The following is an 8742-nucleotide window of genomic DNA, read 5'->3' as shown; positions in this document are numbered from 1 at the left end:
GGCCGATCCTGTCCCGGCAGCCGCTCCGCCCGACGGTCACGGTCACGGACGCTCCGCCCGACGATCACGGACGCTCCGTGCGACGTGTGCGACCGCCTCGTTCGACGCACGTGGGCGCTCCATTCCACGCGCGTGGGCGCTCCATTCCACGCGCGCGGGCGCTCCATTCCACGCGCGCGGGCGTTACGTTGACGCCATGAGCAATCTTGATCGTCAGAGCACCCCCTCCCTGTGCGGCGGTCGCGGTTTCGTCGCGGCGGAACCCGTACGCGAACTCCTCTCGCCCCGCCGCGTACAGCTCGGCGAGTCCACCGAGGTACGGCGCCTGCTGCCCAACCTGGGCCGCCGGATGGTCGGCGCCTGGGCCTTCGTCGACCACTACGGTCCCGACGACATCGCCGACGAGCCCGGCATGCAGGTCCCGCCGCACCCGCACATGGGCCTGCAGACCGTCAGCTGGCTGCACGAGGGCGAGGTCCTGCACCGTGACAGCACCGGCAGCCTCGCCACCGTCCGCCCGCGCGAACTCGGCCTGATGACCTCCGGCCGCGCCATCAGCCACTCGGAGGAGAGCCCGAGGCCCCACGCCAGGCTGCTGCACGGCGCCCAGCTCTGGGTCGCCCTCCCCGACGCCCACCGCGACGTCGAACCGCACTTCCAGCACCACGCGGACCTGCCGACGGTGACCGCCCCCGGCCTCACGGCCACCGTGATCCTGGGCGAGCTCGACGGTGCGACATCACCCGGCACGACCTACTCCCCGATCGTCGGCGCGGACCTCGCCCTGGCGCGCGGCACACGGACGTCCCTCCCCCTCGACCCGGACTTCGAGTACGCCGTGCTGTCCATGTCCGGCGAGGCGCAGGTGGACGGAGTGCCGGTGGTTCCCGGCTCGATGCTCTACCTCGGGTGCGGACGCACCGAACTGCCGCTGCGTGCCGAGTCCGACGCGGGACTGATGCTCCTGGGCGGCGAGCCCTTCGAGCGGGAGATCGTCATGTGGTGGAACTTCATCGGCCGTTCAGGCGAGGAGATCGCCCAGGCGCGTGCGGACTGGATGACGGGCTCCCGCTTCGGTGAGGTGAAGGGGTACGACGGTGCTCCCCTGCCGGCTCCCGAACTCCCGCCGGTGCCTCTGAAACCGCGTGGGAGGGTGCGCTGACCTGCGCACATTTCTCGGCGGACGGTGTCAGGTCTCCAGCCGGGCCGGGTGCAGCCGGAGGGGAGCGGTCGAGCGAGATCTTCGAGTCGTGGAAGCGGACGGAGCTGCCCCATGAGCTACTCGCTCGGTCGCTTTCCGTAGTAGGGACTGACGGTTCGAGCCAGCTTCCGCTGAATCACCCGGAGCATCCTGATCGTCGCTTCGTCGTCGTGGCCCGTGGTCGTTGACCATTCGACGCCCGAACCAGCGAGGTCGCTCACGAAGACGATCTCCGTGGCCAGCAGTGTCCGTGCCCAGTCCGCTGCGCTGAGTGGAGCGTCTTCACCGAGTGCGTGCCGGAGCCTTTGGCACTGGTCGAGCAGATCCTGCGCGCCGGTGAACCCCATGCCGACGGCGAGTTGATCGCTGCAGTGTGCGGGACCGCCCCATTCCAGGAGTGCACGGGTCAACAGTCCGACCTCGTGCTCGGCCAGCAGCTCGTTCGCTCTCACCGTGCTTCGCGACACAGGTTCACACCCTCCCATGGTCCGCCGCATGTGCCGTGCAGGGCGCGCCTCGCGGCCGGGCGGCCAGGTCCGATGCCGCCGCGGCGACCTCGGCGTAGGTCATCGCACCACCGCCGTCCCGATCCGCGACGCGGTCCGGTGTTTCGTGTGCGGACTTCAGGAACAGGGCTGCGAGCCGACCGGACTCGTCGGGGGTCACCGCGGACTCCTCCTGTGGCGGTCGCGCCGTGCCACCGCAAGGTCGACGAGCAACGCAAACGCCAGCCAGGCTACGGCGGTCAGGCACCCCAGCGCGAGGGGCCCGGCGATCTCCCGGCCGCGCTCCGTCCGCCGAACGTAACGAGCCATGCCGAAACCGGCAGAAGACGGCATATCGTCACCAGCAGCGACGAACACCGTGGCAGCGGGCCTGCCGGTCGGACGCCGGGGGCACCGGTCGCGCGCGGCAGCCCGGGTGCCGGACCGCCGGGCCGGCCGGTTCTGTATCGGCTGGGTATCGGGGAGCGCTTGGTCGTTCATCCGTTCCGTGCGCCGGGCCGCCGGGTCAGTGCCGTGCCTGATTTCTGCCATATCGTTCCTGTCGGGTCTCCTTCCGCACGTGCGTGCGCACGGGAGCCCGTGCCACACGACCGTACGAAACAGGAGTCATCCACCCGTGTCCTCGCCCACCCCGGCCCCGGCCTCGTCGCAACCCGTCCGCGTGCTGCTGGTCGAGGACGACGACCTGATGCGCCGGTCCTTCGCCGTTGCCCTTGAGCGCTACGGCTACCGGGTGACGGCCGCGGCCGACGGGCTGTCGGGCCTTGAGCTCTTCCGCGACGAAAGCTTCGACCTGCTGATCCTGGACGTGATGCTGCCCGGCCTTGACGGCATCGGCCTGTGCCGCAGGGTCCGCGAGAGCAGCCTGGTGCCGGTGCTGATGATGTCCGCCCGCGGCGACGGCCTCGACGTCGTCGCCGGGCTCGAAGCCGGTGCGGACGACTACGTGGTCAAGCCCGTGGATACGTACGTGCTCGTGGCACGCATCCGTTCGCTGCTGCGGCGGGCGACCTACGCGCCCGCCCCCGGGGCCGGACGCGCCGCAGGCGACGGCCCCCCGCCGCCCGAAGGCGGCCTGCTGGTCTTCGGGGACCTGACCATCGACACCGGCGGCCTGGAGGTGCGGGTCTCGGGAAGCCCGGTGGCACTGACCCCGACCGAGCTGAAGCTGCTCCTGGAGTTCGCCGCCCACCCGGGCATCGTGCTGGAGCGGCACACCCTGCTGCGGGACGTGTGGGAGTACGGCTGGGACGGCGACAGCCGGGTCGTGGACCTGTGCGTGCAGCGGCTGCGCGGCAAGCTGGGGCGGGACCGGATCGAGACGGTCCGCGGCTTCGGCTACAAGCTCAGGCGCTGAGGGCGGTGCGACCGTTCCGCGGGCACCGCCCGGGGCACGCCTTCCGCCTGCGGAGGCCGGCCCGCGTTCCGCTGCGCTGGAAGATCGCCGCACTGGCCGCGGCCACGGCCTGTCTGGTCGCGGCGGCGGTGGGCGTGCTGGTGCACGTGTGGACCGCGCAGGACATCCGCAGCCGGGCCGAGGCACGGGCCTTCAACTCGCTGTACTCGGCCGCGGACACCTACCGGCGCACCGGCACCCTCGTCGACGGCGCCGAGCTCGATCCGGCCGACCTGCCCACCGCGCTGCGGCAACCGGCCGACGACGACCGGCACACGGCCTACGACGAACACGTCGAGGGGAACGTGGGCCCGAGCGTCTGGGCCGCCCAGCGGGTCGGCGGTCCGGGCGGTCGGGTACTGGCCCTCCGGGTCAACATGAGCTCGGAGCTGTACGGGCTGCACCGGCTGGACCTGACCATGGTGGTGGCCTCTCTGGTCACGCTCGCGGCGGCCACTCCCCTGGCGGTCTGCGGAGCCGGGCTCCTCGGCCGTCGGCTGCGGCGGGTCTCCGAGACCGCGGGCCGGATCTCCGCCGGTGACCTGGACGCCCGTACCGGGCCCACCAAGGGCGGTGACGAGGTGGCCGACATCGCCGCCACCGTCGACCTGATGGCGGACAGCCTCGGCCGGCGGCTGCGCACCGAGCGCCGGTTCACCGCGGACGTCGCGCACGAACTGCGCACCCCTGTCGGCGGGCTGCTGGTCGCCGCCGACCTGCTGCCGCCCGGCGAGACGGAGGATCTGCTCCGGGCCCGGGTCCGTGATCTGCGCGGCCTCGTCGAGGACCTCCTGGAGATCTCCCGGCTGGACGCCGGCGCCGAACAACCGGTCCGCGCCAGGGTCCCGCTCGGCGCGGTCGTCGCCGAGGCGGTGGGGCGCACCGGCCTCGACACGGGCATCACCTTCGTGGACACCGGCCGGGGCGAGGGGGACGAGCCGGGCATGGACACCGGGCAGACCGTGGAAACCGACCCTCGCCGCCTCGAACGGATCGTCAGCAACCTCGTCGTCAACGCCCACCGGCACGGAGGCGCACCGGTACGGGTCACCGTCGAAGGTCACACCGTGGTCGTACGTGACCACGGCCCCGGCTTCCCCTCCGACCTGCTGCTCCACGGCCCGCGCCGCTTCCACACGGGCGCGGCGGAACGCGGCTCGGGCCACGGCCTCGGCCTGACCATCGCACTGGGCCAGGCCCTGCTCCTCGGCGCCGAACTGCGCCTGGAGAACGCCCCGGACGGCGGCGCGGTCGCCACCCTGCGCCTGCCGGTCCGGCCGTAGCGGCCCGACGGCCCGGGTCACACGCACTTGACCGCCGGCGTCGTACACACCTGACCGCCCGCGTCGTACACACCTGACCGCCCGCGTCGTACATAACCGATACGAAGCGGCGCGGGCGCCGATACACGACGGCCCAGGCCCCGATACGTTCCCCGGACACCCTTCGGAGTGCACCGTTCCGCACCCGAAGAGGAGCCCTCGTGACCGCCACACCCCTCGACACGCTCGCACCGCACCCGGCCACCGGAATCGCCGCCGCCGTCACCGACCTGTCCAAGGTCTACGGCAGCGGGGACACCCGTGTCGTCGCCCTGGACCGGGTCTGCATCTCCTTCCGGGAGGGCGAGTTCACCGCGATCATGGGCCCTTCCGGCTGCGGCAAGTCCACGCTGATGCACTGTGCCGCCGGACTCGACTCGTTCAGCTCCGGTTCCGTCCGCATCGGCACCACCGAGCTGGGCACGCTCAACGACCGGCAGCTCACCGCACTGCGCCGGGACCGGGTCGGGTTCATCTTCCAGTCGTTCAACCTGCTGCCGACGATGACCGCGCTGGAGAACATCACGCTGCCGACGACGATCGCGGGCCGTCGCCCCGACCGGCAGTGGCTGGACCGCGTGGTCTCCATGGTCGGCCTCGCGGACCGGCTCGGCCACCGTCCCGGCGAGCTGTCCGGCGGGCAGCAGCAGCGCGTCGCGGTGGCCCGGGCGCTGGTGTCCCGCCCCGCGATCGTCTTCGGCGACGAGCCGACCGGCAATCTCGACTCCCGCGCCGGGGCCGAAGTCCTCGGCTTCCTGCGGGACTCGGTGCGGGAGCTGGGCCAGACCGTGGTCATGGTCACCCACGATCCGGTCGCCGCCGGATATGCCGACCGTGTGGTCTTCCTGTCCGACGGCCGGCTGGTCGACGAGATGACGCGGCCCACGCCCGACCGGGTCCTCGACCGGATGAAGGCCTTCGACACCCGGCCACGCACCAACTGACCACCCCTCACCCCGACCACCCACCGGCTGCCCCTCCCCACCCCAGGCACGCACCGGCTGACCGCCTCTGGCCCCGGCCACCCACCGGCCGACCACTCCTGACCCTGGCCACGCGCCAGCCGACCACCCCTCGCCCCGGCCACCCACCGGCCGACCCGCCCTCACTCCGGCACCGGCCAGTTGCCCCGCCGCCCGCTTCCCCGGAACCGAACCCGGCCATCCGCTCGCCTCCGCCGAGCCCTCATCCCAGGATCCGCAGCCCATGTTCCGTACCGCCCTGCGCAACGTCTTCGCGCACAAGGCCCGCCTGCTGATGACCGCGTTCGCGGTCATGCTCGGGGTCACCTTCATTTCCGGCAGCCTCGTCCACGGCGACAGCCTGAAGCAGGCCGCTGTCGACCGGGCGACCGCCGGCTACGACCGCATCTCCCTCAACGTCGCACCCGACACCGTCCCCGGTGCCCCGCCCGCAACCCTCGATGCCAGCACCACGGCCGCTCTTGCGAAGCTCCCCGGCGTCGGCGCCGCCGCGGGCCGCGTCAGCGGCTTCGCCGCCGTCGCCGACCGCGAGGGCAAACTGCTCGGCACCGGCGAGTTCCGCAGGGGCGGCAACTTCGCCCCGAACGCGCAGGGATCGGACCCCGCCTACGACTTCGTCCAGGGTGCGGGCCCGACCGGCAACGGCACGGTCGCCCTCGACGAGGCCAGTGCCGCCGAGGCCGGATATCGCGTCGGCGACACCGTGCGCGTCGGTACGAACACCGGCGCCGGCTCCTACCGGCTCACCGGTTTCTTCCGTACGGACGGGTCCAAGCTCACCCCCGGAGGCAGCCTGACGCTGTTCGGCAATGCCACCGCACAGCGGCTGTTCCTGCGGCCCGGCCAGTACACGAACATCGAGATCACGGCCGCTCCCGGCACCGACGTGATCGGGCTCGGCGACCGCGTCGACCGGGTGCTGCCCAGGAACACCAGCGCGGTCACCGGAGCCCAGCTCGCCCGGCTGCAGGCCAACCTCGCCTCCAGCGACAGCGACACCATGAGCCAGATCATGGTGGGCTTCGCCGCGGTCGCCCTGTTCGTCGCCACCTTCCTCATCTCCAACACGTTCACCATGCTGGTCTCCCGGCGCACCCGGGAGCTGGCCCTGTTGCGGGCCGTCGGCGCCACCCGTCAGCAGGTGCGCCGCATTCTGCTGACCGAGTCGCTCCTCGTCGGTGTGCTCGCCTCGGTGGCCGGTCTCGCCGCCGGGACAGGCGTCGCCGCCCTGCTCCAGACGCTCTTCGCCGCCGACGACGCCCCGGCCGCCCCGCTGGTCCTCACCCCGGTGACCGTGCTGGTCTCGATGCTGGTCGGCACCGCCCTGCCCGTGGCCGCCGCATGGATTCCGGTCCGCAGGGCCATGGCCATCCCGCCCGTCGCCGCACTCGGTGCGGCCGAACACACGGCGCCCGCGCGGGCCGGTTCGCCGCGCAGCCGGTTCAGCGCCGCGCTGGTGTTCGTCGGCGTCGGCGGCGTGCTGTACGGGGCGCTCGGCGCCGGGGACGACGCCCGGACCGTCATCGGTCTCGGTGCGGCCCTCGCCCTGCTCGGCGCGATCGGTCTGATTCCGCTGCTGTCGCGGCCGTTCGTCGCTCTGCTCCGGCCGCTGCTGCTCCGGCTGAGCCCGGTGCACGGCGATCTCGCCGCCCGCAACACCGTGCGCGACCCCCGCCGTACCGGTGCCACCGCCGCGGCGCTCGCCATCGCCCTCGCGCTCGCCTCGGGCCTGTCCGTCCTCGGCGCCTCCGCCGCCCAGTACCTCGAACGCGCGACCACCGACGCCTTCACCGCCGACTACGTGGTGAAGGCCCCGGCGGGCGGCCAGCGCATGACCCCCGCGACCGCCGAGCCCCTCAAGAGGCTGCCGGGCGCCACGTACAGCCCGCTCAACCAGTCGACCCAGTACGAGCTGGGCACCACCACTGCCGTACTGACCGGCGTCGACCCCGCCACCATCGGCCGGCTGCTGCGGTACGACGTCGTCGAGGGCTCTCTCGACAGCCTCGCCGAGGGGCGGATCGCCGTGGCCGACTTCAAGGCGGAAGCCGCGGGTTGGAAGGTCGGCCAGCGCCTCCCCCTGGAGCGGAACGGCAAGCAGGGCAGCGTCACCGTCGGCGCCGTCTACCGGGCGGACGAGCAGAGCGACCTGACGCCCAGCATCACCGCGCCCGATTCCCTCGTCGCCCGCTACGACTCCGCCCCGAGCACCCACGCGATCCTCGTCGCCACCGACGGCGGCCCCGGCAGGGCCGCGCGCGCGGACGTCACCCGCGCCCTCGGCGACAACCCCGCCCTGGCCGTCCTCGACAGGGAGAGCATCGCGGCCGAGGACACCAGCGGCATCGGGGACCAGCTCAACGTCTTCTACGCCCTGCTCAGCATGGCCCTCGTGATCGCCGCGCTGGGCATCGCCAACACCCTCGCGATGTCCGTACTCGAACGCGGCAAGGAGATCGGCACACTGCGCGCCATCGGTCTCGACCGGGCCGGTGTGACCCGGATGATCCGGCTGGAGGCCCTGCTCGTCGGGGCGCTGGGCGCGGCCGTCGGCACGGTCCTGGGCGTCTTCCTGGGCTGGGCGCTCGGCCGCACCCTCCAGGAGAGCGTCGTGGGCTACACACTGGTGCTGCCCTGGGGACGCCTCGCCCTCGGTGTGCTGCTCGCCCTGGCGGGAGCACTGCTCGCCTCGCTCTGGCCCGCCCGCAGGGCCGCCCGCGTCGACATCCCCGCGGCGACGGCGGCTCAGTAGCCGCCCCTCCAGCCCTCACCAGCCGCCCCCAGCCCTCACCCCATCGTGGAATGTTCAACCACTTCGGGGTGTTGGAGGGGGTGAGCAGCCGGAAGGGCCGGCGGCACGGCAGGCGGAACGGAGCAGCGGTGAACGTGCAGGTGAATCTCAACGACGCGTACTACCAGCAGGGCGGCGAGGCCGAACGCTGGGACCGCGCGCGGTTGTTCTTCGACTCGAAGGAGTACGACAAGGCGGCGCGCATCCTGCGCGTGCTGGTCGACGAGTCTCCCCGGCTGACCGCCCCGCGGCTGCTGCTGGCCCGCTCGTACTACCACTCCGCCCAGTTGGCCAAGGCCGAGACCGAGCTGCGCGCGGTGCTGGCGGACTGCCCCGTCGAGCACTACGCGCAGCTGATGCTGGGCCGCACCCTGGAGCGTCAGGGGCGCCGCGTGGAAGCCGCGCCGTATCTGCGTACGGCCGCGGCCCTGTCCGGCGACTTCGCGTCGTTGGAGACCGACGGCTGACGGGTCTCAGCGTTTGACGGCGCGCAGCACGACGAACTTCGGGTCGCTCGCGACGACGTCGCAGTTACCGAAGAGC

The 8742-nt window shown here is 72.5% G+C and carries 8 protein-coding genes; 6 read left to right on the top strand and 2 right to left on the bottom strand.

The features are described from left to right. Positions 1–196 precede the first annotated feature (196 nt). Positions 197–1162, top strand: coding sequence for a pirin family protein (locus ACWGIG_RS33820; protein WP_453325522.1), 966 nt, complete (start codon positions 197–199; stop codon positions 1160–1162). A gap of 116 nt (positions 1163–1278) precedes the next feature. On the opposite strand, the gene ACWGIG_RS33815 is transcribed toward ACWGIG_RS33820, so the two are convergent. After that, complete coding sequence (locus tag ACWGIG_RS33815; protein WP_453325521.1) at positions 1279–1653, bottom strand: hypothetical protein; 375 nt, start codon at positions 1651–1653, stop codon at positions 1279–1281. Between the two features lie 19 nt (positions 1654–1672). Further along, entirely contained in the window at positions 1673–1867 is a 195-nt protein-coding gene (locus tag ACWGIG_RS33810) for a hypothetical protein (protein WP_453325520.1), read from the bottom strand. Between the two features lie 456 nt (positions 1868–2323). On the opposite strand from ACWGIG_RS33810, the gene cseB reads away from it, so the two are divergent. The 5 genes from cseB to ACWGIG_RS33785 all read left to right on the top strand — a co-directional run bounded on the left by cseB (position 2324) and on the right by ACWGIG_RS33785 (position 8666). Next, the gene (cseB, locus tag ACWGIG_RS33805) at positions 2324–3064 is read left to right on the top strand and encodes a two-component system response regulator CseB (RefSeq protein ID WP_453325519.1); all 741 of its coding nucleotides are present in this window, start codon (positions 2324–2326) and stop codon (positions 3062–3064) included. Between the two features lie 5 nt (positions 3065–3069). Next, a complete protein-coding gene (locus ACWGIG_RS33800) occupies positions 3070–4386 on the top strand; it encodes an ATP-binding protein (RefSeq protein ID WP_453325518.1) in 1317 nt (438 codons plus the stop codon). Between the two features lie 200 nt (positions 4387–4586). Beyond that, the gene (locus ACWGIG_RS33795; RefSeq protein ID WP_453325517.1) at positions 4587–5369 is read left to right on the top strand and encodes an ABC transporter ATP-binding protein; all 783 of its coding nucleotides are present in this window, start codon (positions 4587–4589) and stop codon (positions 5367–5369) included. A gap of 262 nt (positions 5370–5631) precedes the next feature. Next, the gene (locus ACWGIG_RS33790; protein WP_453325516.1) at positions 5632–8160 is read left to right on the top strand and encodes an ABC transporter permease; all 2529 of its coding nucleotides are present in this window, start codon (positions 5632–5634) and stop codon (positions 8158–8160) included. A 128-nt stretch (positions 8161–8288) separates the two neighbouring features. Beyond that, entirely contained in the window at positions 8289–8666 is a 378-nt protein-coding gene (locus ACWGIG_RS33785; protein WP_453325515.1) for a tetratricopeptide repeat protein, read from the top strand. The last annotated feature ends 76 nt before the right edge of the window (positions 8667–8742 follow it).

The organism is Streptomyces sp. NPDC054863, from assembly GCF_053610825.1.
Note: the sequence above shows the minus strand (reverse complement) of the source record. Positions and strands in the feature narration are given on the sequence as shown.

Bases quoted from the DNA above. Each gene is read 5' to 3' on its own strand.
- ACWGIG_RS33790 (WP_453325516.1), top strand. From the start codon at position 5,632: ATGTTCCGTACCGCCCTGCGCAACGTCTTCGCGCACAAGGCCCGCCTG.
- ACWGIG_RS33820 (WP_453325522.1), top strand. From the start codon at position 197: ATGAGCAATCTTGATCGTCAGAGCACCCCCTCCCTGTGCGGCGGTCGC.